This window comes from Afifella sp. H1R (genome assembly GCF_021462425.1).
GTDB lineage: Bacteria > Pseudomonadota > Alphaproteobacteria > Rhizobiales > Afifellaceae > Afifella > Afifella aestuarii.
The window spans coordinates 49,583-74,757 of the sequence record NZ_JAKEDY010000001.1; the positions used below are offsets into that span (position 1 = coordinate 49,583).

Below are 25,175 nucleotides of genomic sequence, written 5' to 3' on the forward strand. Positions count from 1 at the left end.
CTCGATACTGCGCGCGTAACGCTGGCGCAGGCTGTCGAATGCTATGGCTGGGTCGAAGGCGAAACGGCCACGGCGCCAAACGGCAAGGGCAATCGTTGGATGCTCGTTGTTCGCGACGATGCGCCGGTGAACCCCGACACGGAGGCGGCGACCGAAGAGGTCGTCACGGTCGAAGCCGATCGCGTCGTCAAGGCGCGCGGGAAGCGGGCGCTGACCGTCGACGAATTGATGCCCCGCTATGGGACGGCGATCCAGGCTCATCTCGATGCTGTGGCGGCCGAACGCAGGTACGACGGGATCCAGACCGGCGTCTCTTATCGCGACGATCCGAGGCCGAAGTTTGCCGCTGAGGGCGAGGCGCTCTTTGCCTGGCGCTCGGCCGTGTGGGGCTATGCCATGGACGAGCTTGGCAAGGTGCAGGCCGGCGAGCGCCCCGTCGTGACGCCGGCCGAATTCGTTGCCGAACTGCCGTCCTTCGTCTGGCCTGAGGCGAGCTGATGGCGCTCAATGGGGCCGCGCTGACGCTGATGGGCGGGAGACGGCGGGGCGGCGCCAACAACTTCTTCGGCGACCTGCAATCGCTTGGCCTCGACACCGGCCTGGTCCGCTGCGTCGATGCCGGCGCGGCGGAGAGCTATCCCGGCACGGGGCAGACCTGGGCCGATCTCAGCCCGGCCGGCAACGATCTCTATCTCGGCTCGAGCTCCGGTGCCGACGCGGCTGATCAGGCGTTCACCGGCACGGCCGGGGAGGTCGGGCCCGACACGTATTTTTCGTCGGATGGCGGAGATTACTTTGTCGAAGCCGCCGCGGTGATGACGGACTGGCACAAAAACAACGGCCTGTTTTCGGTCGCGGCCCTGATCTACTACACCGGCTCCAACACCATCATCGTCTCCAGTCAGGGGTCTGTCAGCCAAGGCGTCCGGCTCGCGATCGTTTCCGGAATTTTGAGGCTGCAGTGTTACAATGGCAGCGGTTTGGCTTTGGATGCACAGCATCCCGGCACACCAACACCGAACGCATGGAATTTTGTAGCCGTCGGCGAAGATGAAGCGGCAGAAACCTGCCGCCTTTGCCTCAATGGGGCAAATAGTTCCGTGGCAGGCACTTATACCAGCCCCTCAGCATCGAATCCCGCCATCGCCATGGGCGCTGTCGGTGCGCTCAACAACGGTTTTCTTCTCGCCCCCGCCGGCACCCGCTTTGCCCGCCTCGCCATGTGGGACGGGGTGGCGCTCTCCGCGGCCGATCTGAGCGCGATCTACGCCAAGCAGGCGGAGCTGTTCACCACGCTGCCGTAGCGCCCCGACGGGCGATCCGCCGGAATCATCCAACATCGGAGCCCACCCATGAACCTCGCCTGGAACTGGCGCAGGGTGCTGCGCCATGCCTAGTGCCTCAGGTCTGATCTTAAGCGTCTATCCATCGATTTCTGCTGCTACTAACGCGTAACAGCTTATTCGAAGTTACGCGGGAGTAAATCTGGTGGTTGGATTCCTCAGGACTAAGTCCCTGCGGTTCTGGGTTGCGGTTGGAATGTGTCTTGCCTTGGCGCCGCTGATCATTTCCGGCGTCGGAGGATATTTTCTGCTCCAGCGTGGTGTCATTGTGCCGTTCGAGGACGTGGCGCATCGGCAGCGTCATCAGATCGCTCCGGTGCAGCAATTGCGCTTCCTCATGTGGGAAACCCTCAAGCCGATCGATGAATATATCCAGGAGAATGATCCAACCCATGTTCCGGCCTATCGTGATCTCCGCAGACAAATTGAGGCGGGCTTTGCCAGCCTCTTTGAAGTGCTGGACGGCAAGCCTGCTGTTCAAGCGCTGGTAGAGAGGGCGGGGGCTGACTGGTCTCAGGCAGACGTTCATGCCACCGAGTTGCTCGCAGCAACTCCGAACACAGATGGCACGATAAACCCGAGAACCTTGCGGCTTTTTCACGCCAACATTTTGGCTGCGAATGATAAGCTGGCTGGCGCCTATCGAGAGCTCGCTACAGAGATCGAGAGCGACCACGATATAGCTCTCCAATCTTACCAGAGATCTCTATGGATCTCCGCAATTGCAGGCATTATTTCGCTCATCACGCTGATAGGTGGCGTAATCATCATTGGGGGCATTCTCAAGGCGAGCGTTGACCGGCTTGTCGATGGCGCCATCCGCTTTGCGGAAGGCGACCGAATCCATCGCATCAAGGTGCAAGTGCCTCCGGAACTTCGTCGCGTAGCGGACGAGTTCAATCACATGATTGGGCGTATCCAGGAATCCGAGGCTGCCTTGTCGGAGATGGCACATCGAGACAGCTTGACGGGGCTTCTCAACCGAAGAGCGTTCGACGACGCCTTTCCGAAGCTTCAAGCGCGCATGCTACGCTACGGGGAGGTCGCAAGCCTCTTGGCTCTGGATATTGATAAATTCAAACGAACAAACGATGACTACGGCCATGCAGCGGGAGACGAAGTTCTCCGCATTGTTGCTAGGCTGATGTCACAGCACGTGAGGGTTTCAGACAACGTCTTCCGGCTCGGAGGAGAGGAGTTCGCTGTTCTTCTCTCGCACACCGATGTGAAAGAGGCGCGTCAGACGGCAGAACGGCTCCGTCAAGCATTCGCTGCTACGCCAATACATTACGAAGACCAAGAGATCAGGATAACCGTCAGCATCGGTGTGGCTGAGATCCTAGCGCGCTTTCCTCAAGAAGCGACGATGAAGGTGGCTGATGCCGCCCTCTACCTAGCAAAGACACAGGGCCGAAACCAAGTTGTGATCGGGTAGAGACGAGCGGACCTGCACATCCCCTTAGCAGGCGCAGCCCGGGCCTTTGCGGCAGGTTTTGTCACGCGAGATGCAGCTGTCGCCGCAAGGCTTGCCCTTGCTGCAGTGCTTGCAGCAGGCGGCCGGCTGGGCGGGGACTGGGGTCATCTGAGCGGAGGTTGGGGCCTGTTTGAGTAAAGCCGCGAGATCCAGCATCGGTGCGGCTTGGGCCGTTGTGGCCATAGCCGCGATCAAAAGGGCTGCAACCAGGCGCATGATATCCTCCCGTATATGCGCGTCTTGCGAGAAGAATGCGCAGCACGCCCGCATGAGTCGAGACGCCTGAATGCCGCGGGATAGGTGGTGGGCGAACTGCTGAACCAAACGCACCAACCGGAAGCGCCGGGGGCAGATCCCCGAGCCTGAACGCTGAAACGCCCGTCCCGGTGGGTCTGCCGGCGGCCCGCGCACTGTGAGCAGCCGGGGCGGGCGACATCAACATCACAAGGAACATTGTCATGCTGACTGAAGCACAGCTTCGGGCGGTCGTTGGCCGTCGTGCGTCTGCGGCGATCCTGCGAAAGGTGGCGGCAAGCGGGGATATTCTCGCGCGCTTCGATCTCGCTCAGTCACATCGGCTGGCGCAATTCCTTGCGCAGATCGCTCATGAGAGCGCGCGGTTTCGCACGACGACGGAATATGCAAGCGGCGCCGCCTATGAAGGCCGCGAGGATCTCGGCAACACGGAAAAGGGCGACGGCGTCCGTTTCAAGGGGCACGGGCTCATCCAGACGACCGGCCGCTACAATCATCGCAAACAAACCGCGTGGCTGCGTGCGAACGGTTTTCCGAGCTGTCCCGATTTCGAGGTTGAGCCGGACAAAGCGTCCGACTTTCCCTGGGCGCTTCTCGGCGCAGTCTGGTATTGGCAGAGCCGCGACCTCAGCGCCTATGCCGATCGCGGCGACATCGAGATGATCACCCGGCGCATCAACGGCGGGCTCAACGGCTATCAGGATCGCATCGACCTCTATGTGCGCTTCGCGCTCGTCATCCTCGGTTATGAGCTGACGAAGGGGGCGGTGAAACGCTTTCAGGCCGCCCGCGGCCTCACCCCCGATGACATCGCCGGAGCGAAGACCCGCGCCGAACTTCACAGACAACTCGTCATCCTGCCGCCCGTCGCGGCGGCGGAACCTGTGCAGGAGACTGATATGCCGATTGACGAAAGCATCTACAATGGCGAGCCGAACGACGTGGTTCGGGCCGTCCAAGGGCAACTCAAGGCCAAGAATTATCCCGTTGGCTATGTCGATGGCCGATGGGGCAATCTCACGCGCGACGCGGTCAGGGCCTTCCGTGCTGACAATGGTCTTGCCGATGGACGACTCGATGCGGAGCTGTTGGCGACGCTCGTGACGGCCAAGTCGCGGCCTGTGAGCAACGATCGCGCGGCCGCGACGGAAAGCGAACTGAAGAAGACGTCGCGCATCGCGTGGGGCTCTTGGGTCGGCAAGATTGGCGCCGCGGTGACCGGCATCGTCGGCGCAGGCGGGCTCAGCGCGGAGGTCATTTCTATGGCCGGAGATCAGATGTCCAATACGGACATCGGCGCGGCGATCGATACCGCAAGGACAATCGGCACCGCGACCGCTGAGCTCGGCCCATGGGGCCTGGTTGTTGCTGGCGCCGTGCTGGCGTTCCGAGTCTTTGCGATGGTGTCGAAAGCGCGCCTGGACGACGAGCGCACCAGCAGGACTGCGTGAGCGCATGAGTAGGACAAGAATCATGGGGCAGGGTGTATGAGCCCACAGACTGTCTACGAGGACGCCAAGGGCCGTGCTAATGACCTTGCCGACAACGTCATCCTGCGGCTTCTAGCGCGCCTGTCGATGCTGTTTTGCATGCCGGTCGCGATCTGGTTTGGCAGCCAATTTATCGACGTCCGCGATAAGGCCTTGATGCTCGCGAACACGGTGAACGCGCTTGCCGACCGGATCGACGAGCGAACGGCCGATCGATATCCGGGATCGCTTGCGGCTCGTGATTGGGCAGAGCAAGCGCGCCGCGACACGCAGCAGGACGCGGCGATTGAACGGAATCAGACGCGCATCGACAGCAATGACGTGAGGTTGCGCAAGCTGGAGATCGAGGGGCGGTAAATCAACTCGGTACCAAATTCGATTGTCTGCTTGAGGGGTGCTTCATGAAAACCTGACATTAACCGTCATTTCGGCATTCTAGTCGAGCAATCGAGGGGGGTGGTGTGAACAAACTGTTCTTTGGAGACAACCTCGACGTCCTCCGCGAGCATCTGGCGGATGAATCCGTCGACCTCATTTATCTCGATCCTCCTTTTAATTCCGCGGCTAACTACAATCAGCTTTTTAAAGAAGTTGGCGGTCAGCCTTCCGAGGCACAGGTGGAGATTTTCCGCGATACGTGGACCTGGGGCGAGGTCGCTGAAGCGTCGTTTGACGATGTTATGGCTGCTGGCGGTGATCTCGCGGTCTTGATGCGGGCGTTGAGAAGCGTTTTGCACCAGACGCCAATGATGGCCTATTTGACGATGATGACGTCACGGCTTCACGAGTTGAGGCGTGTTCTTAAGGCTAATGGGAGCCTTTTCCTGCACTGTGATCCCAGCGCGAGTCATTACCTCAAGATCGTGCTCGATCAGCTTTTCGGACCAGACTGCTTTCGGAATGAGATCGTTTGGCGGCGTTCCACCGGAAAATCACTGATGTCGCGGCGCTTGCCCACGAACCATGACATCGTCTTCTTCTATGCTGGCAGGGATGCGGTCTGGAATGTCGACAATGCTTTCATCCCGTATGACGAGGCTAATCTCCCGGTCAAGACGGCCAGAAAGTACTCTCACAAGGATGCCGACGGTCGGCGCTTCAGGCTTGACAGCCTCATAAATCCAAACTTGGACCGACCTAATCTGACTTACGAGTTTCTTGGCGTCACGCGAGTGTGGCGGTGGACGCGCGAGCGAATGCAGGCGGCCTATGAGGCTGGTATTGTCATCCAAACCGGTCCTGGTCGCGTCCCCGCTCTAAAGAGGTACCTTGACGAGCAGCGTGGTCTTGCGATTGACGATGTCTGGATGGATATTCCTCCGCTGAATTCTCAGGCTGCGGAGCGGCTCGGTTATCCCACTCAAAAGCCTCTTGCCCTCCTGGAGAGGATAATCTCCCTAACCAGTAAGCCGGGGGACCTAGTTTTAGATCCTTTTTGTGGATGTGGCACTACCGTCGAGGCGGCTGAGTCTTTGGGACGAGAGTGGATTGGCATCGACGTTGCTCACTATGCGATCTCCCTGATTGAAGCTCGTCTGCAGGCAAACCATCCTCAAGCGCAATACTCGGTTGACGGCCGTCCGACCACGTTTGATGGAGCTCGCGAGCTTGCTCGCCGCGATAAGCACCAGTTCCAGATGTGGGCAGCGTGGAGACTTGGAGCGCAAAGCTACAGAGAAACGCGGAAAGGCCCTGATAGAGGGATCGATGGTCGTATCCAGTTTAAGAATGGTGCTTATGGTTGGGGCCAAATAATCATTTCGGTGAAGGGCGGAGAAAACGTTGGCGTTTCTGCCGTGCGCGACCTCCGCGGCGTCATTGAACGAGAGGAGGCCGAGATGGGGGTGCTTGTTACCTTAAATGAGCCCACCCGGCAGATGGTGAGCGAAGCGGCGGCCGCCGGTTTTGTGAGTCGTTCAGCCCATGGACGGCTTCCCCGGCTACAAATAGTAACTGCAGAAGAGATTGTGGGTGGAGCCATGCCGTCGCTTCCTCCGATCCCGCAACCTGTGCACGCTGCGGTCCGTCGACCACGGAAGGGCAGGAAGACGTCCAGCGCTCAGATAGAGATGCTTCTGCCAATCGGCGACGGGAAAGCTCCAAAGAGGGTGGAGAACGAGGTGGTGGATCCCCGTTTCATGGATCTCACTGGCTAGAGACCACTGGCGTCCCGCCTAAAGTCGCTCATTCGCAATTGCCGTTACTGGTGGGAGCTCTCATGCTCGCACCACCGATTGCCTTCATTCGGCCATCGCTGCGACAGGCCTTCCTGGATCAATACCTTTCCTGCATCGCGACCGTCTGACAGGCGGATGGTCGCCAGCTCCCGCCCTAAGCTTCCCCGCCGATCCGCCCACTCGATCGTGTAGCCACCGGCCATGAGCTCTCGCAGGCGGTCGCGCGCACGCTCTCCAAGCTCCCGCTCTCTGTCGCACTCTGCATGGCTGATTTCAGGGGTGTCGACGTCGATCGCGCGCCACTTGATGCCGGATTCCCACCCGGTGTCGCCATCCACAAGGCATGTCACCTTACGAGCCGCTCGGTTTCCGCCGGAGCAGATCGGCAGCATCTCGCCAGCGACGGCACCTGATGTGGTGACGATGGAAAGAGCGAGGCTCAGCCACCTCCGGCTAAGGCTCATTTGCTTGAGATTCATTGGTGGATCGATTCTCCCAGGTGGGCGTGTAGACGGGCGGCGGTTTCGTAGAGGGAGTTTAGTTAATTGCTCAGAGACATGACTATATGTTGTCCTCGCCCTAAGCGTTAAAAAGCCATAAACGAAAATTTACATCAATTAATATTCTGTCTTCGATAACATGACCTCGTATAAAACATGCGCCTGGGGGTTTTATGATTATCTTTACAACGGAAGAACATTTTCCTGCGGCGGCGCCGGCCGGACAGATTGCCGAGGTACTCAGTGAAATCATGGAGTTATCGCAGTCGCAGGGTTGGTCATTTCTGGCCTATCTCGTCGATATGGCCCGATATGAGGCTTTGATCATTGAGGCATTGGCGAGCGAGTCAGGCGAAGGGTAGAGCGCCTAGGGAAGGCGGCGGGGCGCCGCCGGACTGACGCGGCGGACGTTGGCAAAGCTTCTCGGGCGACCGGAGATCACCGTGTCGCGTCAGTTGCTGGATCGATGAGGCGGAAAAGGCGAAGGCCGAGGAGAGCGGCGAGGGCTAACGATGGTTATTCCATCAGAGCTCGCCAGATTACAAGCGCTGGCGCGACAATATTAATCCAGCAAAAGGTGGCGAGAACAGCAAGGCCGACGACCCATAGAAGCGCGGACGCAAGCCGCTCTCTTGAGGTTGTTTTCAGTTCTCGTTTGGGAAGGAGCGCCTCTTCGGCCATTCGGGCCGCCTCAATCTTGCTCGCCGAAAAACCACTTCCCAGCGGAGTCGTTCGGCTGGCGCACCAATACCAGCTCCGATCGCCGTCGTGATAGGTCCGGTAAATGCGGCCGACGCCATCAGCCGCATCTTTGGCGGTGAAGTCGGGCCCTCGCTTCGGCCATGTGTGACGCCAGGCGAGCCGGAGGGGAGAACGCTTGTTCTCCGTCATCTCGGGGTGTGCCGAGTTTTGCGCGTCCGATGTGCGCCGTTCGTTCCGGGATGTCTGGTTTGTCGAGCAGCCCAACAGCTTGGAATGCCTGGGTTTTGATGGCTGGGGAACCTGGATTCGAACCAGGACCGACGGAGTCAGAGTCCGCTGTTCTACCGTTAAACTATTCCCCAACGGGCCGAACGGCGTCTACCTAAATTCCGCTTTCGCGCTTGGCAAGGCCATTGCAGCGATTTTCTGCTGGCGCGACAAGCCATGCACAGGCTTCAGGGCAGCCAGAATGTCGTGCCGCCCCTGGCGGATGTCGTTCGGCCGGCCCCAAACCTGGAGGGCGCCGCCCGGCCGCAAGATCCGGCGAACCGGAATAAGCGCCCGCGAAGAGGCCATCGAAGGTCAAAGATCTTCGCCGGCCCGCACGCTGTGCGGCCTTGACCGTTTCCCTTTGCCGGCGACGCTGTTACTCTCTCCTCAACGAAAGCGTGGTCTCAACCAGGAGACCGCGCGAGGAGAGCATATGACCAAGGGCACGAATGCGGTGCGACCCGCATTCCTGCCCGGTCCGACGGAGCCGCTGGCGCGCGCAGCATCCTTGCGCGAGGCGGCGGTTGACGCTGCAGGCGCTGCGCAGCCCTCCCATCGGCGGATGGAGCGCGAAGGTGCCGAACACAAGAGCGGCTCCCGTCGATCGGGCACGAGATGGCGCGGTCGCCATGGCAGTTTCGAGCGGGGGCCTTACTATGCCGCGCTCGATCTCGGGACGAACAATTGCCGACTTTTGATTGCCGAGCCGCGGGGTGAGCATTTTCGCGTCGTCGATTCGTTTTCGCGCATCGTCCGGCTCGGGGAGGGGGTCGGTCAGAACGGCTGCCTTTCCGAGGAGGCACAATCGCGCGCCGTGGAAGCGCTGAAGGTCTGCCGGCAGAAGCTCGAGACACGGCCGATCGCACGAACCCGCCTCATCGCCACCGAAGCCTGCCGTCAGGCGACGAACGGCCGTGATTTTCTGGAAAGGGTGCAAAGCGAGGTCGGTCTCCGGCTCGAGATGATCGACCGGCGCACGGAAGCCCATCTCGCGGCGGCCGGCTGTGCCCCGCTTTTGGATCCCGCGACAGAGGGGGCCGTCCTTTTCGATATCGGTGGCGGCTCTTCCGAAATCGTCTGGCTCGACCGGCGGCGCGGGCGCCGCCGCGGTCTCGTACGCGCCTGGGCGTCTCTGCCCGTTGGCGTGGTGACGCTCGCCGAGCGCTATGGTGGCGTCGACGTAACGCCTGCCGTCTTCCAGGCGATGGTGGACGATGTGCGCAAGGAATTTTTCCGCTTCCGCGCCCGGTCCGCCCTGCAGAGCGCCTTGCGTGAGCGCCGCTTTCACCTCCTCGGCACATCCGGAACGGTGACGACGCTGGCCGGCGTCTATCTCGATCTGCCGCGCTATGACCGGCGCTCCGTCGATGGTCTGTGGATGGAAGCGGCCGACATCGAAGCGATGATGACGCGGCTGCGTGCCATGGATTACGCGGCCCGCATCGCCAATCCCTGCATCGGCCGCGAGCGTGCGGATCTGGTGCTGGCCGGTTGCGCCATCTTCGAGGCGATCCGCTCCGAATGGTCGTGCGAGCGTCTGCGCGTCGCCGATCGCGGTCTGCGCGAAGGGATCCTCATTCAATTGATGCGCGCCGACGGACATCTGAAGCCGCGTCCGGATCAGCCACGCCACGACCAACACCGCCGCGGTGACATGAAAGGTGGTGAAGGGAGAGGTGGCGAGGCGAGGGCTTGCGAGGCGAAGGGAAAAAGGCGCGGCCGGCCCGACATCTCCGGAGACGATGCATGACACCGCCAGCGCTTTTGCACATAGGCCGCCCGCGCAGGCGGCTCGGGCGCGGCGTGCTGCACACGCGTGCTGCGAGCCTTATGGAAGACGGTAAGGAGACGCCCGAATGGCGCGGCTGACAAGCCACAAGAAGCGCAAACCCTCGTCGCGCCGCTGGCTGGAGCGCCAGATCAACGATCCTTATGTCACCCGCTCGAAAGCGGAAGGCATGCGCTCGCGCGCGGCCTACAAGCTTCTGGAGATCGACGAGAAATACGGGCTCCTGAAGCCGGGGCTGCGGGTCGTCGATCTCGGTGCGGCACCGGGTGGCTGGTCGCAGGTGGCGGCAAAGCGGGTGCAGTCGTCAGACGAGGCGCCCCGCGTCGTGGCGATCGATTATCTGGAGATGGACGCGCTTGCGGGCGTCGCCTTCCTGCAGAAGGATTTCCTCGACGATGACGCGCCGGATGCGCTCAAGGCGGCGCTGGGCGGGCATAAGGCCGATCTCGTCCTGTCCGATATGGCCGCGCCGACGACGGGCCACAAGCCGACCGACCATTTGCGCATCGTGGCGCTTGTGGAGACGGCTGCCGCCTTCGCCGACGAGGTTCTGGCGCCGGGCGGCGCGTTCCTGGCGAAAGTCTTTCGCGGCGGCACCGAACATACACTTCTGGCCGAGCTCAAGAAAAGCTATGCCAAGGTCGTCCATGTGAAGCCGCCGGCGAGCCGCTCCGACAGCCCCGAAACCTATCTTCTGGCGACGGGATTTCGCGGGCAGCCGGACGAGGCATAGCGGGGGAACCTCAGCGCTGGTGCGCAGTCGCCGTGACTTTGGCTGGCGGGGAGGTGGGTGCAGACCTTTCCGGTCGATGGCTCGCATGCCATATTCGCAGCGGGCCTGAGGCCTCCCCCCGTCAACTTCGAAAAAGGTATTTCATGCGCATCATCCTTGCTGCCGCGTTCGCTCTCGCTGCTGGCACTGCTTTCGCACAGACGATTCCCACGACCGCCGAGCAACCCGGACAGGCGGAACCCGCCCGTATCGAAGCCGGCACATATCAGGTCGATCCGGCCCATACGCAGGTCTCCTGGGCCGTAAACCATCTCGGCGTCACGATGCTGGACGGCCTGTTCGGCGCATCGGAGGGATCGCTCACCATCGATCCGGACAAACTCTCCGCTGCAAAGGTCGATGTGACCTTCCCGATCGAGGATGTCCGCGTGACCTTCGCCGATTTCGCCGGGCATCTTCAGTCGGAGAGCTTCTTCAACGCGGCTGAATATCCCACCGCTCACTTCGTTTCGACATCCGTCACGCCCGCCGACGGGAATACGGCGACGATCGTCGGCGATTTGACGATCAAGGATCAGACGAAGCCGGTGACGATTTACGCAAAGTTCGTTGGCGCGGGCACCAATCCGATGGATGACAAGCTGAATGTCGGATTCTACGGCACCGCGACGATCAAGCGAAGCGACTTCGGCCTCGACGCATACGTGCCCGCCGTATCGGACGAGGTGCATCTCGAAATCAACGCGGCCTTCATGGCGCCCTGAGCTTGCGTCGGAAGAGTGGTGCGTTTTTCGGACCGCTCTTCCGCCCGGCGCCAAGGCTGCCCAGCGTGAAGGCTGTGGCGGTCAAGGGGATCTGGGACGGATCGCCTGTGCGCTCGCACAAAATCTTGCGCAAAGATCAAGCCGGGCGGGGATCCCATCCCGCGTGCTGACCTCCGTGCCGAGTGAGCGGGAGGGAACCTCGCCGGCTTCTTTTCTCTCTGCAGGGCAGCCGTGCAAAAGGGGAAAGGACTCTTGAGGGCATTTGCAAGCCGTCACCTGCGTGTTAATGACCCGCGCCAACCTCACTTACGCCCAGTCGCACCGTTGCGATCCCTCTCGGAGGTGGCATGCCACAAATCATTGATGTCTCGACCGGTCGCGAAGCTCTTACCTTCGACGACGTGCTTCTGCGTCCCGCCCACAGCCAGGTGCTGCCGGGCGAGACCGACCTTTCAACCCGTCTGACGCGCACGATTTCCCTGAAGCTGCCGATCATTTCCTCGGCCATGGATACCGTGACGGAGGCGAAGCTTGCCATCGCCATGGCGCAGGCCGGTGGCCTCGGCGTCATCCACCGCAATCTCAATCCGGAAATCCAGGCCGAGCAGGTGCGGCAGGTCAAGAAATTCGAATCGGGCATGGTGGTGAACCCCGTCGTCATCGGCCCGGACGCGACGCTTGCCGACGCGCAGGCCCTGATGAAGGCGAACGATATTTCCGGCATTCCGGTGGTGCAGAATGCCGGCACCGGAGGCACGGTGACGGGCCGCCTCGTCGGCATCCTCACGCATCGCGACGTGCGCTTCGCATCGGATCCGAACCAGCGCGTCTACGAGCTGATGACGCGAGAAGATCTCGTGACGGTGCGCGACAATGTCAGCCAGGAAGAGGCCAAGCGGCTTCTGCACCAGCACCGCATCGAAAAGCTGCTCGTCGTCGACGAGGCGCACAATTGCATCGGTCTCATCACGGTCAAGGACATCGAGAAGGCGCGTCTGCATCCAGATTCCGCCAAGGATGCGCAGGGCCGTCTGCGGGCCGCCGCCGCCACCAATGTCGGCGATGCCGGGCTTGAGCGCTCCGAGCGCCTCATCGATGCCGGCTGCGACGTCATCGTGGTCGACACCGCCCACGGCCATTCCTCACGCGTTCTCGAAAGCGTGACGAAGATCAAAAAGCTCTCCAACGAAACGCAGATCGTCGCCGGCAATGTGGCGACGGCTGAAGGCGCCAAGGCGCTCATCGATGCCGGTGCCGATTGCATCAAGGTCGGCATCGGGCCGGGCTCGATCTGCACGACACGGGTCGTGGCCGGCGTCGGCGTGCCGCAGCTCACCGCCATTCTGGAGACGGTGGAGGCAGCCTCGAAAGCCGACATTCCGGTGATCGCGGATGGCGGCATCAAATTCTCGGGCGATCTGGCGAAGGCGCTCGCCGCCGGCGCGTCGGTCGCCATGGTGGGCTCGCTTCTCGCCGGCACGGATGAAAGCCCGGGCGACGTCTATCTCTACCAGGGCCGCTCCTACAAAGCCTATCGGGGCATGGGCTCCGTTGGCGCCATGGCTCGGGGGTCCGCCGATCGCTATTTCCAGGCGGAGGTGCGCGATTCTCTGAAGCTCGTCCCGGAAGGCGTCGAAGGCCAGGTGCCCTATAAGGGGCCGGTCGGTGGCGTTCTCCACCAGCTCGCCGGCGGACTTCGCGCCGCCATGGGCTATGTGGGCGCACAGAACCTGGAAGAATTCCGCAACAAGGCGCAGTTCCTGCGGATTTCCGGCGCGGGCTTGCAGGAAAGCCATGTGCACGACGTGCAGCTGACCCGCGAGAGCCCGAACTATCCGGGCCGCTCGTAGGCTGCCTCGACGTCGTTTCAAAGGCGCTGCCAGCCGACGGTAGCGCACCACGTATCGTGCCGGGCGGCTCCCACCGTCCGGCCGATTTTTTCAAAGAGGCAGAAGCCATGCGCCTTCCCGGGCGGATCGATGCGGCCATCGCAGTTTTGACGGATGTGGAGGAACGCCATCGGCCCGTGGCGGAGGCACTCAAGGATTGGGGCCTGTCGCATCGTTTTGCGGGGTCCGGCGACCGCGCGGCGATCGGCGATCTCGTCTATGATGCGCTGCGCCGACGCGCCTCCATCGCCTGGCGGATGGGGGAGGAGACGCCGCGCGCTTTGGGGCTCGGAGCGGTGGTGTTCCACTGGGGCGAGTCTGCGGACGGTTTGAATCAACTTTTCAGCGAAGACCGCCATGCCCCTGCGAAACTGACGGAATCGGAGCTTGAGAGACTTCAAGCAACATCTGAGGAAGGCATGCCGGAGGCCGCCCGCGCGGATGTTCCGGACTTTGCCGCAAAAGAGCTTGAAAGGGTCTTCGGGTCTGCCTGGGTCGAGGAGGGCGCCGCGCTTGGCGAACGGCCGCCGCTCGATCTGCGGGTCAACACGTTGAAGGCGGAGCGGGACAAGGTGGAGGGGCAGCTTGCGCGTTTCGGCGTGGAGAAGACGCGCCTGTCGCCCGTCGGTCTGCGTGTGCCGCCGCGCGAAGGCGCACGCCGGCATCCGAACGTTCAGGCCGACGAGGCCTATCAGCGCGGCCGCATCGAGATCCAGGACGAGGCGAGCCAGCTTGCGGCGCTTCTCGCCGCCTCAGCCCTCGATGAGGGTGGTGGGCAGATCCTCGATTTCTGTGCCGGCGGCGGCGGCAAGACGCTTGCTCTGTCGGCGGCGCTCGCCAATCGCGGGCAAATCTACGCTCATGATGCGGACCGCCACCGCCTGGCGCCGATTTTTGAGCGATTGAAGCGCGCGGGTGCACGCAATGTGCAGGTGCGGCAGCCGGGCGAGGGTGCGCTCGACGATCTTGCAGGACGGATGGATGTCGTCCTCGTCGATGCGCCGTGTTCCGGCTCCGGGACCTGGCGGCGCAGGCCTGACGCCAAATGGCGCATGAAAGAAGATGCGCTGCAGGAGCGCGCCGAAGAGCAGGAAAAGATTCTTCACGAGGCGTCTCGTTTCGTGCGGCCCGGTGGCGTCCTCGTCTACGTCACCTGTTCGCTGTTTCCTGCCGAAAACGGCGAGCGCATCACCGCCTTCACCGGGGCACAGCCGGAGTTTCAGACGCTCGACCTTGCCCCGGCCTGGGACAGGGTGACCGCGGGGCCACTGCCGCGCTGGGCGACGCCCGCAGGCCTCGTTCTCACCCCGGCCTCGACGGCAACCGACGGTTTCTTTGTCGCGGCGATGGCGCGGCAATCTTAGGCTGAGGCTTTGCATGGCGGCCCTTTGCGGTCGTCATGCAGCGCTTGTCGAGGGCCTGGGCGCGACTAGCTATGGGCACGAATGCAAAGGAGTGTTTCATGGCAGAGCCCGCCCTTCAGCTCTATTTCTGGCCGACGCCCAACGGCTTCAAGGTAACCCTGTTCTTGGAGGAAGTCGGCGTCCCCTATGGCGTCAACTTTGTCGATATCGGCAAGGGCGAGCAGTTTCAGCCGGACTTTTTGAAGATTTCTCCCAACAACCGAATGCCGGCGCTGATCGACCATGACGGGCCGGGCGGCGAGCCGATCTCGATGTTCGAATCGGGTGCGATCCTCATGTATCTCGGCCGAAAATTCGGCCGCTTCTATCCGACGGACGAGAGACAACGCGTGGAGGTGGAAAGCTGGCTGATGTGGCAGATGGCAGGCTTCGGCCCGATGCTCGGCCAGAACCACCATTTCCGCAATTATGCGCCGGAGAAGATCCCTTACGCCATCAAGCGCTACGAGGATGAAACCGATCGGCTTTACGGCGTTCTCGACCGCCGGCTGGAGGAGCGCAGCTTCGTCACCGGCGAAGAGCTGACGATCGCCGATATGGCGATCCTGCCCTGGGCGCGTTCTCCCGAAAAGCAGGGTGTTGATCTGGCGGATTTCCCCAATGTCGCGCGTTGGCGCCAGATGCTGCTCGCCCGTCCCGCCTTTGAGAAGGCCTTCGCGGTCGGCCTGGACAAGCAAATGGATCTGTCCAGCGACAAGGACGCGCAGGCGGTGCTCTTCGGTCAGCGCACGCGGCGATAGGCCTACAAGCGACTCTTTTGCAGTGGGAGGCCATCTGAACCTCTTGCTCACCATCCGCCATTAACCCCCGGAAGCCGCCGCGCCACAATCTCGTGGCGGCGTCTATGGCCCGCAAGCGGCCCAACCTCATCTGCACTTTCAGGGATTGGGAAGCCCGTGCCTGTGCCGGCTCCGGAATGGGCGTCTCGCGAGCGGCCGGCCGGTCTTGTCGACGGCAGCGTGGGCGCGAGCATGCAGGTGCAAACAGAGCCAAAAGCCTTTCCGGCAAGAGACCCGGTTGACGCGGGCCGCGAAACCGGCCATTTCGGGAGGTGGAGAGGTGGCCGAGTGGTCGAAGGCGCTCCCCTGCTAAGGGAGTAGACGGCTTAAACCCGTCTCGAGGGTTCGAATCCCTTCCTCTCCGCCATACCTAAGCCATTGATAAAAGCGCAGAATTTCGCGGATTTGGGTTTTTGGTACCCACCAATGTACCCAGGAGCGAAGGATGCGTCTCGCCCGCCGCGGCGCCGTCTGGAGATTCCAGATTCGCGTGCCGCGTGATCTGGAGCCGGTTCTCAGCGCCACCCCCATCCGCATTCCGATCGGCACTGCGACAACTCGCGAGGCCCAAAGCCAGGCGCGTTTACTCGCTGGAAGGGCGGAATCCGCATTTCTCGCTTTAAAAGCCAGGGGCGGCAGAATGGGCGAGCACGAAGATCCACGCGATGAGCTGATCAGGATCTTGAAAGCGAACACCGAAGAGCTTCGCGAAGCGCGTGCAGAAGACCGAAAGCAATGGGCGGAGCTCGCGGGGGAGCAAAGGCGTTTCCATGCCGAATAGCTCCGCGTCATCGAGCAACGCTACAAAGACGAACGTGCCGACGACGCACATGTACTCCGCAGCGCGAGTGAGAAGGCCACCGAACTTGCCGAGGGCGGAGGAGCCGGCGTCGGTGGCGAAGGAGCCACTGCAGGCGGTCAGCTCGAGCAGCTCGTTGCGTTGCTCAAGAAGGTCGGACTCGAAAAGAGCGAGGAGAAGAAGGCGCCGCTCTTAAGCGAGTTCATCGAGGACTATGTCGCCGCGAAGCAGAGGCGCGGCGTCGACGATAAATTTGCGCGTTCCATCCGCAACCGGCTCTCCGACTTCATTGCCTTCGCGGGCGACAAGCCGCTCGATGAGTACATCTTCTCCGATCTCCAGGATTTCGCCGACATGCTCGCGAACCTGCCGACGAACTGGACGAAGAAGGAGCTCTTCAAGGATCTGAGCCTGAAAGAGGCGGCCGAGAAGCATCGCCAGCTCCTAGAGGAGGGACGCCATCCGCTTCCCCGCTTCGGCCGCAAGACGATCAAGGACAATTACATCGGCATCGTCCGAACCGCCTTCGCGGAGCTTTGCGTCAAGCACGATTGCCGTCACCCCTTTGAGCGCGGCAGGATCTATGTGCCTACGGAGGCAACCGCCTCGATAAAGCGCGAGGCCTTCACGGTGGGAGCACTCAATCGCTGGTTCGCTCTCGCCGCAGCGGAGGACCGACCCGATGATCGCTGGCTGCCGCTTCTCGGCACGCTGACAGGAGCCAGGCTTGCGGAGCTCATCTATCTGCAGGGCAAGGACATCTACGAACTGAAGAAGGGGCTCTGGGTTGCCGACCTGACGAAGAAACTGCTCCTGCAGGATGGCAGGGAGAAGCGGCGGGCGATCAAGACGGAGACGAGCATCCGCATCTTCGCTCTGCATTCGGTGTTCGAGGAGGTCGGCTTTCTCGACTACGCCCGCAGGAAGAAGGAGGGGCAATGGCTCTTTCCGGCGCTGCACAGCGGCGTCGCCGATCCGCCGAGGACGGCCTCCAAGCGCGTCAACTACCGCCTGAAGAAGGCGGGCATCCACCGCCCGCGCGAGCTTGTCTTCCACTCATCGCGCCACACCTCGAAGGACCTCATGCGCATCGCCCATGTCGACCCGCGCACCATCGACAGGCAGACCGGCCACGCGCCCACAAGCGTCGGCGACCGCTACGGCTCCAAGCACCTGCGCGAAGACGAGATCGCGGTTCTTGCAGCCATCCCGCTGCCGGAGGGGCTGGATCTCGGGCCGTACCTGAGGAGACGCGAGGCGGAGCTGGAGGGGCGGCGGAAATGATTTCCGCTCGCGGATGAGTGCGTAGAGCTTCTGTCCCTAGTCTAGCACGCTACGCTTGAGCTCCCTCGCGTGTTCTATCGACGTCTACAAATGGCGCCACTCAGAGACAAATGGCCCCACGCACAGCCGTGCCAACTGAGCCCAGCGCAGTTCGAGGATCAACGCGCCCGCAAGAGGCAAAAGCGGATCCTGATTGTGTTCATCCGCGGGGCGGCACTCCATCACGTTATTAGGAATTGAGCCTTTCCGCTTGGGTTGCAGCTTCGGCCCTCGGTCGCGTGCGAACGGAGCGTCTGAATAAGGCTGTTGCGCTGATTGCAGAAGAACTTTTCCCGTCTGCGAGAATCTCCTAACCTTGGGACACCATGAGTGAACCGGCGAATCCGCTGCAAGGTCCGAGAATCGCCGAGGTTCTCGCCTCGGCATCGTGGAAACATGCGCTATTCACTACCTATACGCTTAGTCTGAGCTACTTCGAATCTGAAATATTGCGGCCGTTGCTGCGCGGCGGCTGCAGTGACATCTGGCTTGTGGCTGATGTTGTAGGCTATCGGGCGTCTCTACTCGAGCGGCATTCCGCCCGAATTGGGCAGGACTACCGACTTATCCCGGCCGCGTTGCCTGACGGCGTGTTTCACGCGAAGTGTATCTATCTCTGCGGCGAGAGCGAAGACGTCCTGCTCGTTGGCAGCGGCAATGTGACCTTCAGCGGTCATGGCCGGAATCTCGAGGCCTTCGAGGCTTTCAGCTCAGCGGAGTCGCCCTGGTTATTCGAGGAGTTTGCGCTTTTTCTCGAGTCGCTGGGTTCGCGTCCGGATATCCAATTTGCGTGCAGCGAATGGGTTGATGATTTCGCCGAGCATGCCCGGCGCGTTGCCAGACGCGATGGCGGCACGACAAAACCGCCGATCAGTCTGGTGCACTCGCTCGACGAACCGGTCAGTAGCCAGCTTTTTGATGTTCTGGCGCCCTATGGCTCGTGTATGCGTGCGACGCTAATGTCGCCCTACCACGACGCAGACGGCGAAGGCGCGAAGAGCATCATCGCTTCTTTATCGCCCGCCGAGGTGGATATCGCCGTAACGAGCAGAAACGATGAGAGTGCGTTTCCTTTCGCGAAGGCCGCCACCTGGGGTATTCCTGTCCAGCCGGTGCGCTTGGAACACCGGGACACGCGTTTCGTACACGCGAAGTGGTACGAGTTCCTCTTCGAAGACGCGTGCCTGCTGCTGACCGGCAGCATCAATGCCACACGCAAAGCGCTCACAACGACCGGCAATGTCGAGCTCGGAGTGCTGCGGGTTCTGAAAGCGGGAGAGGGCTTCCTCGCGTGGGAGCAGGTTGGGAGACCGGAGTATGCTCCGCAGGCCCGCATGCGCTCCGGCCTTGGTAACACGGAGCTGGTGTACGCTAGCTTCGACAGCACTGCGCAAGACCGTCTTCGGGGTCAGATCGTGAGTCTGCAACCCCTCTCCGGAACATGGCAGGGCTGCCTCGTTCATGCGGACGGAGATACCTTGACTTTCTCTGCTGTGGTGAATGCCGAAGGACAGTTTGAGGTGCGCGAAAGAGAGCTTGAGGCGTTCGCCACTCTGCCTTCGATGCAAATCGTGATGAGCCTCGCTGACCGGACCGCTCGAGGCTGGGTTCACAACGACATGCTTCTTGGGATGGGCACGCGGGGCCGATTGTCGGCGGGTGCACTTAGCCGTCTTGTCCGGCGGGTGGGCACCGACGACGACCTTCAGGCTTTGCTCGATTACCTTAGCCAGCAGGCCGAAACGCATCTCAGGCTCTTTGAGGGTGCGATCGGGGATAAGGACGGAGAGAGGTCAGGTGAACGCGGCGAAAAACGGACGGTCATAGTAGCCATTGAAGAGCTCGCCCCGCTTGAAGCCGTTCCGAGTTGCACGGGAGAGCACGGTCATAGCGGCGACGCTACTGGTGATAGCTTCCAGTCGATCATGGCGCAGCTACGGCGCGTTCTGCTCGGCCACGGGCGGAGTTGCAATCCCGCGGCCATGAACGGGCTGGACGAGAAGGCCAGCGAAGTTCCGGAAGACTCGCCGGAAAAGGGGCTGACCGCGGAGGAAACGGCACGCCATATCGGTCTCGTTGACTTCGAGGTCGAGATGGATCGCATGATCGAGGATGCCGAGGGTCGACCCCAGATGAGGAACGGGCTCCTCAGCATGCTCCTTGAGGTAAGCATGTCGATGCGGCTGTACCGCCTCAATGATCGTGATGGCGCCCACGAATTCCTTAGCAACTGGCTTGGCGAGGCATCTCATTTCGGCACGTTGGATCGAGAAACACGTTCGTCCCTGCCGCAGCACGTGGTGACTGCAGCCGCGATACTTTACCTCCTTGGCGGAACCGGCGGTGCGAGAGCCGTTCTGGTAACCTCCCTGCACGATGCGCTAGAGACGTTCTACGGCGGCACTGTCGATTGGGATCATGCACGCTCGGTGTTGATCGCTGACCCACAAGCCGGGTTTGCGACGCCGCTAGTTGGCGAGCTCGAAGCTCACGAGCTTCGCCGTGCGCTTGACAGGATCTCTGCGACGCCGACCCGCCGCAAGCAGCTGGATGACATGCTGGCGAGGATAGCGCGCGGTGAGGACGTGCCTTCTGACTGGCCGATCTTTCAGAGCCCCCTCGGTCAGAAGCTCTGGAAGGCACTGGAGCGTCCTGATCCCGAAAAGCGTGTTAGGCGGGCAGCTTTCCAGGGAAGCGCGTGCGCGTTTGACTATTACACCTTCGCGCCACAGGAAATGGCGCAGTTCAAGCGTCAGCGCATCGGTTATTGCATTCACTGCCACCGGTTCACGGTAAATACTGCGATATGAATATCCCTCTTCCCCAATCGGCCTTCTTTCTGCCTCCTCGCATCGGTGAAAACAACGGGGTGGACTTCCTTGGGTTGCGGCAGGCAAATCTCGATCTCATGGCTGAAATCATCCCGGCGACGAACAACGTTACCGACTATGTCAGACCCTTTTCGTTGCTGTGTTGGATTTTCTGGAAATTCCACAAGCTGTGCGAAGAAGAGGAGAAAACAGAGGTAGATGGCCGCGAGCTGCAGATTTTTCGCGAGCGCATCGAGGTGCTCTTCACGTGGGGCGCCCGTCTTGCGGATTTTCCGCGACTACCAGGAAAACGGGCGACACCTCCACCCATATCGGAAAAGGGCGCAGCTCTGACATTCAAGGATTGGGGGCGCTCACAGGACAGCACTAGTCTCATCGCGGCGCTGTGGTACGGTCCGGCCGCAAAGATGACCGGCCTCCGCTTCCTGATGCCTGTTCCGGGGAAGAGCGGTTTCTTTCGCACCGTGGAGCATGGCATCTCGCTTGCGGAGGCGCTTGATGAACGGCTGCAAGAGGATGCGGATCGCTATATCCGACTCCTCTCGACGCTCAAGATTGTCACAGCCACTGAGGAGGATGCGCAGGCGCTCTGGGACTCATGGCGACCCGACCGCCTGACCACTCAAGAAGCCGATGCGTTTCGGCTCGCGCTCTTCGATGCGCGAAGTGTCGGGAGCTACAAGTCTATGTTGGGACGCCGCAGCAGCATGCTCTCCCTCGTTCAGCTGCATCTGCAACACGAGGACGGCGCTGTCTCTGCCGATCAAGTGCGCAGCGGTGTCTTTCTGTCTCAAGGCGCGGAAGGCGACCCCTATGAGTTGCCCGAGCAGCTTCAGGAAGCGCGGCAGAAATGGATCATACTCCAGATGCGCCAGCTCCAGCGCTACTCTCTTGAGAATCTTCTTGGGTGGGTCGAGATGCAGCTTCGAGAGGGGGCACAAGACACGGAGGCTCTAGTTTCCGCCTTGATTGATGAATGGACGGAGATGGAGTTTCCAGGGTCGGAGACTTCTACTCTCGATGCCGCGCTCGACGAGACTTCGGAGCACTTCTGCTCGCTCGAGGAGTTCATTGCCGCTTGCCGAAGCGGCGACATCGAAACGCCCTTCGCCCTGATCGAGCGCATCTATGAAGGGATAAGCGACGAGGGCGGCGGCGCAGCAGCTTGCCTGCATGGTTTGTTTCTCTGTGCAGAGTTTACTGCATGCTTCCCTGCCGATCATCAGGGGATCCAGACCGGCGGGCCGCAACGTTTGTCGCTCTTTCATCTGCACAAGCGCTTTCGTGCACTCGGTGGCATGCCTATGAGCGAGGCGATCCGCTTCATCCTTGAGGCGATGGTGATCAGCCAGCACTTTGCGACGGCAGTCAATCGCTTCGACGGCCAGAGTCAGCGCTTGCGATTGGCAATTGACGAGAACGGGCTTGCGCGGCTCGTAGACGAGCCGTGGGCGCCCTCAGTTACCGAGGATCGCTTGCCCACGCTCCTTTCCCTTGCCGCCCAAGCCGGTCTCGTCGGCCGCGACGATGAAGGGCTCTATCTTCCGGCAGAGAGCGGTCAATAGAGATGGCAATTCGTTCTGAAGCTTCGGACTAGTCACTTGCGCTAGGCTCTGCCCGCGAGAATGCAACAGGCTGCCTCAGTCGACGGCGCCTGTCCCTGGCTTCAAGCGAGAGCAGTTCTTCTGCCCCGGCCATTCTCCAACGTTGAACAGAAGCTTGCGGCCGCATGTCCGGCGTCGCGGAAATTATTTCCGCGCGCATTGAAGAGCCAAGTTGCCGGACGGCAGGAGAGGGTAGGCACAGCGGGAACGCAATCTCGCGCCCGCCATGGCGTGCTCGGACGGCAAAAAGCAAGAATTACTCGCGAATGTTGCCGCAAGCTGGCTCGCAAAGGTCGACGGCTCGGTGAAACTGAATTTGAAGAGCGTTTTGAGCAGCGCCCTCTCCGCCTGGTGCTCGCCGGGAGCGGAACGGATCGGGGGGCGGTTGAGCTTTGGCGGCGGGGTCAGCACAGGTGCTGTTCCGAAGTCTGAAATACCCTCGTTCTGTGCCATTCGAGGAAAGCCCGGTGTTGATCCGTGAGGCGCAACGGCCTCTCGTAGGCTAGAGCTAAGACGGCCCGTTCGCCTAACTCCGCCGAGAACTGCGGATGTCCGTTGTCGTCGAAGGTCACAAGCCCTCCGTCAAACGCAGCGTCCCAAAGTGCCGAAAGCAGGAGGCCGTTGTGCACATCGAGGCGCGCTTCGTCGGTTTCACAGTCCCTCCACGGCTGAATATGAGAGGCGCGAAGCAGTGCGGGATGATCGATGCCCGTCAGCGGACAGCGCCCTTGCCAGTACTTCATCAGGCGTTCCCGAAAAACGCTCTGGCCGACGCGCTGAACCAGAAGCCGTTCCGCCTCGGTTTCCTTCGGCAGATCGCGCGTACGCTGCAGGAACTCTCGCAGCGGCGCGTCCGGGAGGCTGATCGCAAGCTCGTAAACGCGTGGCATTGAAGCGTAGAGCGTGCCCAACGGTCCGAATCGGAATCGCGAGAGACCGGGGCCATTCACTTCAGCGGGTTCAATTCCGATTTCGGCGACCACACCGGCGTGGTCGATCGCTAGCATCCAGCCCGCGTCGCCAGATGCCAACCAGATTGAGCCCTGCGCCGTGGTCGAGCTGTAGCGTCGCCAGCCGTCGGTTTCTCCATGAGGCCTGCGGAAGCCGTGCTGAAACGCGACCTTGTCGCATTCTTGGCGGGTTACGAAGGATTGGGGCGCTTCGATCATCACAAGTCCATCCGGAAGAGGCGCTGCTCCGCTGGGGTCGAACTCATTTGCAGGCGTACGTACTGGTCGTTGTGCAATTCCTCCGGCGGAGCGGTGGTTGTCGTAATGATGTACTGGAAGCAGGGCGGTCCGGCTTCCTCCTCCCAACATTGCACCAGTCGGAACAGGCGGGCGTACAGGGTTCCATCCAGATCCGCCTCGCGGGGACTGTCATGGATGAGAAATGCGGGCAGATCCGCCTTTTCTTCCACTGCCAAGTGCAGCGCTGCCAGGTCAAAGGCGACAATCTTCAGAGAGTCGAGCGCGGCCGTCGAAACCTCGCCCCGGCCGGAAAATTGTGCGTCGACCTTTAGCCCTTTGCCGTCGAGCTTTATCGCGCCATCCACCCCTTCAGGAAGCCAGGTGGACATTATCCCCCGATACCGGTCTTCCAAGGTCTGGATCGCCTGCTGCGCACGTTTCCTCCCCTGTTCCAACTGCGCACGGGCGGCGTCCAGATCATCTGTCGTGAGAAATGCAGGTGCTGCAGTAACTGAACTCTGCCGAACGTCTCGCGCGTCGTCGAGTAGACGCCTTGCTTGATAAACCCGGTCCTGGATGTTTGCTGCCGCTTGTTGCGCAGCTCGAAGGGCGATATCGGCGCCCTTCGCTTGTCCTTCGGCGATGCGTATTTCCTGATCGATCTGCGTGATGATGGCTGCTATGCGTTTTGCTTCGCTTTCGGCTCGCTCGGCTTCCTGATCCAGATTTGCTGCCTTCTTCTGTTTCGCTTCGATCTCAGCTTTGATGGCGGCGACGTCGCATCGCTCCAGCGAAATCCCGCACCCCTGCGCCAGTACCTGATCTATTGAAACTCGGCAGATCGTGCATACCCGAATACGGCCCTGGGTGATATCGATCTCGCCAACGCTTGCTTCGCTGCGGAGGTGTTCTGCCTCAAGTCGCTTCCGCTCAGCGTCTCTCTCCGTTGTCTGTCGATCTTCAACGTGCGCTGCTCGCCGGGTGTTGAGATCTCCCAAGCGATCGAAGAGCGCGCTGACATCAGGAGGTGCCGGCAGGTCTGCCCGCATTGCCTCGGCGAGCGCCGTTTCAGCAAGTGATACGAGCCCCTTTTGGTCGAGCGTGTCGTCGAGCCCGATTTCGTCTTCCACACCCAATGCACTGCGAAGAGCACCTAGCCGATCGGCCAGTCGTTGCTCATCGTATGCATGTTTCCTGCGCTCTTCCTCGGCAGCGCTCGCCAGCTCCCGTTCGCGCGCGGCGGCCTGCTGTTCCTCCGCGTCGAGCGCGCGCAGGGCAAGACGCACCATGGTCAGTTTCGCGGTTTCGCTCAAAACCTGCGCGCGCGAGCGCGTCTGCGTCTTCGCTGTCCGCCAAGCCAAAATGTCGCCCAAGCGGCACTCCTGATCTCGCGAAAGCCATGCCCTGAGCACGTCCCAGATGTGTTCGTCTCCGACCTCTTGGGGCGAGCGCCCGTTGAGGCCGGAGAAAAAGGCCCTTGTGACAATAGGATCGAGTGACGCTGCATCGCCTTCCTGGCGCCCCCTTGCCAAAGCGTCCTCGACGCTATCCGCTCGAGCGACGAAACTGCTGCTTCCAAGCCCTAGGTAGCGAACGGCGATCCAGCAGTCTCCATCGACGATGACCTCGGCCGCCACCAGTCCATTCGGTAGCTTCGCCATGAGGCGGGTGCGCTGGCTGTCTGTTGCGTAGTCGGGCTCTCCGAGGCAGGCCGCTGAGCAAGCGGCAGAACGTCGTCTTCCCGCTTCCATGCGCCAGCGCCGACTGGCCACTGACGGACATGTCGGGCGTCCACACGATGTTCAGACCGGGCTTGAGCGGGATGTCCCGTTTGATGGT

General features: G+C 61.4%; 21 protein-coding genes and 2 tRNA genes. 18 read left to right on the forward strand and 5 right to left on the reverse strand.

Annotation, left to right across the window (positions count from 1 at the left end; all coding sequences use genetic code 11):
* The first annotated feature begins 126 nt into the window (after positions 1–126).
* The 6 genes from L0F51_RS00335 to L0F51_RS20040 all read left to right on the forward strand — a co-directional run bounded on the left by L0F51_RS00335 (position 127) and on the right by L0F51_RS20040 (position 6,718).
* The gene (locus tag L0F51_RS00335; RefSeq protein WP_370642358.1) at positions 127–498 is read left to right on the forward strand and encodes a hypothetical protein; all 372 of its coding nucleotides are present in this window, start codon (positions 127–129) and stop codon (positions 496–498) included.
* On the forward strand, positions 498–1,304 hold the full coding sequence (locus L0F51_RS00340) for a LamG-like jellyroll fold domain-containing protein (protein ID WP_234627431.1): 807 nt from the start codon (positions 498–500) through the stop codon (positions 1,302–1,304). The genes L0F51_RS00335 and L0F51_RS00340 overlap by 1 nt, the downstream gene beginning before the upstream one ends.
* A 247-nt stretch (positions 1,305–1,551) precedes the next feature.
* A complete protein-coding gene (locus tag L0F51_RS00345; protein ID WP_234627432.1) occupies positions 1,552–2,778 on the forward strand; it encodes a GGDEF domain-containing protein in 1,227 nt (408 codons plus the stop codon).
* Between the two features lie 497 nt (positions 2,779–3,275).
* A complete protein-coding gene (locus L0F51_RS00350; protein WP_234627433.1) occupies positions 3,276–4,523 on the forward strand; it encodes a peptidoglycan-binding protein in 1,248 nt (415 codons plus the stop codon).
* Positions 4,524–4,559: 36 nt separating this feature from the next.
* The gene (locus L0F51_RS00355) at positions 4,560–4,919 is read left to right on the forward strand and encodes a hypothetical protein (RefSeq protein ID WP_234627434.1); all 360 of its coding nucleotides are present in this window, start codon (positions 4,560–4,562) and stop codon (positions 4,917–4,919) included.
* 104 nt (positions 4,920–5,023) lie between these two features.
* A complete protein-coding gene (locus L0F51_RS20040) occupies positions 5,024–6,718 on the forward strand; it encodes a site-specific DNA-methyltransferase (protein ID WP_370642278.1) in 1,695 nt (564 codons plus the stop codon).
* Between the two features lie 44 nt (positions 6,719–6,762).
* Here the strand turns inward: L0F51_RS20040 and L0F51_RS00370 are convergent, their stop codons facing one another.
* Positions 6,763–7,218, reverse strand: coding sequence for a thermonuclease family protein (locus L0F51_RS00370; RefSeq protein WP_234627435.1), 456 nt, complete (start codon positions 7,216–7,218; stop codon positions 6,763–6,765).
* A 194-nt stretch (positions 7,219–7,412) separates the two neighbouring features.
* Between L0F51_RS00370 and L0F51_RS00375 the strand changes: the two genes are divergently transcribed.
* Complete coding sequence (locus L0F51_RS00375) at positions 7,413–7,601, forward strand: hypothetical protein (protein ID WP_234627436.1); 189 nt, start codon at positions 7,413–7,415, stop codon at positions 7,599–7,601.
* A gap of 154 nt (positions 7,602–7,755) precedes the next feature.
* On the opposite strand, the gene L0F51_RS00380 is transcribed toward L0F51_RS00375, so the two are convergent.
* Together L0F51_RS00380 and L0F51_RS00385 are read right to left on the reverse strand one after the other, a co-directional pair.
* Positions 7,756–8,130: a hypothetical protein gene (locus tag L0F51_RS00380; RefSeq protein WP_234627437.1), complete on the reverse strand. Its 375-nt coding sequence runs from the start codon at positions 8,128–8,130 to the stop codon at positions 7,756–7,758.
* 99 nt (positions 8,131–8,229) lie between these two features.
* Positions 8,230–8,303, reverse strand: a tRNA-Gln gene (locus tag L0F51_RS00385).
* A gap of 341 nt (positions 8,304–8,644) precedes the next feature.
* On the opposite strand from L0F51_RS00385, the gene L0F51_RS00390 reads away from it, so the two are divergent.
* The 11 genes from L0F51_RS00390 to L0F51_RS00440 all read left to right on the forward strand — a co-directional run bounded on the left by L0F51_RS00390 (position 8,645) and on the right by L0F51_RS00440 (position 22,107).
* Entirely contained in the window at positions 8,645–9,961 is a 1,317-nt protein-coding gene (locus L0F51_RS00390) for a Ppx/GppA phosphatase family protein (RefSeq protein ID WP_234627438.1), read from the forward strand.
* Positions 9,962–10,067: 106 nt separating this feature from the next.
* Entirely contained in the window at positions 10,068–10,733 is a 666-nt protein-coding gene (locus L0F51_RS00395) for an RlmE family RNA methyltransferase (protein ID WP_234627439.1), read from the forward strand.
* Between the two features lie 143 nt (positions 10,734–10,876).
* Positions 10,877–11,497: a YceI family protein gene (locus tag L0F51_RS00400; RefSeq protein WP_234627440.1), complete on the forward strand. Its 621-nt coding sequence runs from the start codon at positions 10,877–10,879 to the stop codon at positions 11,495–11,497.
* 347 nt (positions 11,498–11,844) lie between these two features.
* Complete coding sequence (guaB, locus tag L0F51_RS00405) at positions 11,845–13,347, forward strand: IMP dehydrogenase (RefSeq protein ID WP_234627441.1); 1,503 nt, start codon at positions 11,845–11,847, stop codon at positions 13,345–13,347.
* 107 nt (positions 13,348–13,454) lie between these two features.
* Positions 13,455–14,750: an RsmB/NOP family class I SAM-dependent RNA methyltransferase gene (locus L0F51_RS00410; protein WP_234627442.1), complete on the forward strand. Its 1,296-nt coding sequence runs from the start codon at positions 13,455–13,457 to the stop codon at positions 14,748–14,750.
* 98 nt (positions 14,751–14,848) lie between these two features.
* Positions 14,849–15,550: a glutathione binding-like protein gene (locus tag L0F51_RS00415; RefSeq protein ID WP_234627443.1), complete on the forward strand. Its 702-nt coding sequence runs from the start codon at positions 14,849–14,851 to the stop codon at positions 15,548–15,550.
* 313 nt (positions 15,551–15,863) lie between these two features.
* Positions 15,864–15,956: transfer RNA gene (locus L0F51_RS00420), tRNA-Ser, on the forward strand.
* Between the two features lie 78 nt (positions 15,957–16,034).
* A complete protein-coding gene (locus tag L0F51_RS00425; RefSeq protein ID WP_234627444.1) occupies positions 16,035–16,370 on the forward strand; it encodes a DUF6538 domain-containing protein in 336 nt (111 codons plus the stop codon).
* A gap of 159 nt (positions 16,371–16,529) precedes the next feature.
* Positions 16,530–17,672: a tyrosine-type recombinase/integrase gene (locus L0F51_RS00430; RefSeq protein WP_234627445.1), complete on the forward strand. Its 1,143-nt coding sequence runs from the start codon at positions 16,530–16,532 to the stop codon at positions 17,670–17,672.
* Positions 17,673–18,037: 365 nt separating this feature from the next.
* Positions 18,038–20,521, forward strand: a complete 2,484-nt coding sequence (locus L0F51_RS00435; RefSeq protein WP_234627446.1) for a hypothetical protein — start codon at positions 18,038–18,040, stop codon at positions 20,519–20,521.
* The gene (locus tag L0F51_RS00440) at positions 20,518–22,107 is read left to right on the forward strand and encodes a hypothetical protein (RefSeq protein ID WP_234627447.1); all 1,590 of its coding nucleotides are present in this window, start codon (positions 20,518–20,520) and stop codon (positions 22,105–22,107) included. Before L0F51_RS00435 ends, L0F51_RS00440 begins: the two co-directional genes overlap by 4 nt.
* Before the next feature lie 443 nt (positions 22,108–22,550).
* On the opposite strand, the gene L0F51_RS00445 is transcribed toward L0F51_RS00440, so the two are convergent.
* Both L0F51_RS00445 and L0F51_RS00450 read right to left on the reverse strand, forming a co-directional pair.
* Entirely contained in the window at positions 22,551–23,315 is a 765-nt protein-coding gene (locus L0F51_RS00445) for an HNH endonuclease (RefSeq protein ID WP_234627448.1), read from the reverse strand.
* Complete coding sequence (locus L0F51_RS00450; RefSeq protein ID WP_234627449.1) at positions 23,315–24,997, reverse strand: DUF2326 domain-containing protein; 1,683 nt, start codon at positions 24,995–24,997, stop codon at positions 23,315–23,317. The genes L0F51_RS00445 and L0F51_RS00450 overlap by 1 nt, the downstream gene beginning before the upstream one ends.
* Positions 24,998–25,175: the final 178 nt, after the last annotated feature.

Excerpts from the sequence above, each read along its gene's own strand:
- L0F51_RS00445 (WP_234627448.1), bottom strand. The coding sequence starts at position 23,315 with ATGATCGAAGCGCCCCAATCCTTCGTAACCCGCCAAGAATGCGACAAG.
- L0F51_RS00410 (WP_234627442.1), top strand. The coding sequence starts at position 13,455 with ATGCGCCTTCCCGGGCGGATCGATGCGGCCATCGCAGTTTTGACGGAT.
- L0F51_RS00415 (WP_234627443.1), top strand. The coding sequence starts at position 14,849 with ATGGCAGAGCCCGCCCTTCAGCTCTATTTCTGGCCGACGCCCAACGGC.
- L0F51_RS00395 (WP_234627439.1), top strand. The coding sequence starts at position 10,068 with ATGGCGCGGCTGACAAGCCACAAGAAGCGCAAACCCTCGTCGCGCCGC.
- L0F51_RS00400 (WP_234627440.1), top strand. The coding sequence starts at position 10,877 with ATGCGCATCATCCTTGCTGCCGCGTTCGCTCTCGCTGCTGGCACTGCT.
- L0F51_RS00380 (WP_234627437.1), bottom strand. The coding sequence starts at position 8,130 with ATGACGGAGAACAAGCGTTCTCCCCTCCGGCTCGCCTGGCGTCACACA.
- guaB (WP_234627441.1), top strand. The coding sequence starts at position 11,845 with ATGCCACAAATCATTGATGTCTCGACCGGTCGCGAAGCTCTTACCTTC.
- L0F51_RS00375 (WP_234627436.1), top strand. The coding sequence starts at position 7,413 with ATGATTATCTTTACAACGGAAGAACATTTTCCTGCGGCGGCGCCGGCC.
- L0F51_RS00355 (WP_234627434.1), top strand. The coding sequence starts at position 4,560 with ATGAGCCCACAGACTGTCTACGAGGACGCCAAGGGCCGTGCTAATGAC.
- L0F51_RS00450 (WP_234627449.1), bottom strand. The coding sequence starts at position 24,997 with ATGGCGAAGCTACCGAATGGACTGGTGGCGGCCGAGGTCATCGTCGAT.
- L0F51_RS00435 (WP_234627446.1), top strand. The coding sequence starts at position 18,038 with ATGAGTGAACCGGCGAATCCGCTGCAAGGTCCGAGAATCGCCGAGGTT.
- L0F51_RS00340 (WP_234627431.1), top strand. The coding sequence starts at position 498 with ATGGCGCTCAATGGGGCCGCGCTGACGCTGATGGGCGGGAGACGGCGG.
- L0F51_RS00390 (WP_234627438.1), top strand. The coding sequence starts at position 8,645 with ATGACCAAGGGCACGAATGCGGTGCGACCCGCATTCCTGCCCGGTCCG.
- L0F51_RS00425 (WP_234627444.1), top strand. The coding sequence starts at position 16,035 with ATGCGTCTCGCCCGCCGCGGCGCCGTCTGGAGATTCCAGATTCGCGTG.
- L0F51_RS00440 (WP_234627447.1), top strand. The coding sequence starts at position 20,518 with ATGAATATCCCTCTTCCCCAATCGGCCTTCTTTCTGCCTCCTCGCATC.
- L0F51_RS00370 (WP_234627435.1), bottom strand. The coding sequence starts at position 7,218 with ATGAATCTCAAGCAAATGAGCCTTAGCCGGAGGTGGCTGAGCCTCGCT.
- L0F51_RS00350 (WP_234627433.1), top strand. The coding sequence starts at position 3,276 with ATGCTGACTGAAGCACAGCTTCGGGCGGTCGTTGGCCGTCGTGCGTCT.